This is a genomic window from Pseudomonas juntendi, from assembly GCF_009932375.1.
Classification (GTDB): domain Bacteria; phylum Pseudomonadota; class Gammaproteobacteria; order Pseudomonadales; family Pseudomonadaceae; genus Aquipseudomonas; species Aquipseudomonas juntendi.
The window spans coordinates 1-474 of sequence record NZ_BLJG01000330.1 but is presented as its reverse complement, the minus strand read 5'-3'; the positions used below and the strand labels follow the sequence as shown (position 1 = coordinate 474).

Below are 474 nucleotides of genomic sequence, written 5' to 3'. Positions count from 1 at the left end.
CGCCGACCACGGTCACCCCCGAGCACTGGCTGCCGGCAGTGGCGGGTGGCAAGGTGCCCAAGTTCAAGAAGCCGGCCCATGAAGAAGCCTATGTGGCATTGATGCTGCGGTATGCCGACCAAGTAGCCGAACAGTTGGGCGACCACATCGATCAGTTCGAGCCGCTGTTCGAGGAAACAGAAGACGAGCAGGGTACCGTGGTCGTGATGGAAGAATGGTGCTTCGGCTACATGCGCGCTACCCAGATCGCCAACTGGGAAGCTTTGCCGCCGGAGCAGGACCAGTTGCTCAAAGCCATCTCCTTGCACGGGCTGGAGGATAACTTCGAGCTGCTGGACCAGATGAGCGAAGCGGATATCCAGGCTTGTGTGCCCAAGGTGATCGAAGCTGCGCGGGGTTTGTTCCGCTACTTCAACAAGCTGCCCTGAGGCACACGGGCTCGGTTGCTGCGGTACTTGCCGGGGCCGCTCTGCG

General features: G+C 61.0%; 1 protein-coding gene. It reads left to right on the top strand.

All coding sequences use genetic code 11. The features are described 5' to 3' along the window. The coding region (locus GYA94_RS25570; protein WP_161893361.1) for a UPF0149 family protein at positions 1–428 on the top strand (428 nt) is incomplete at its 5' end. Positions 429–474: the final 46 nt, after the last annotated feature.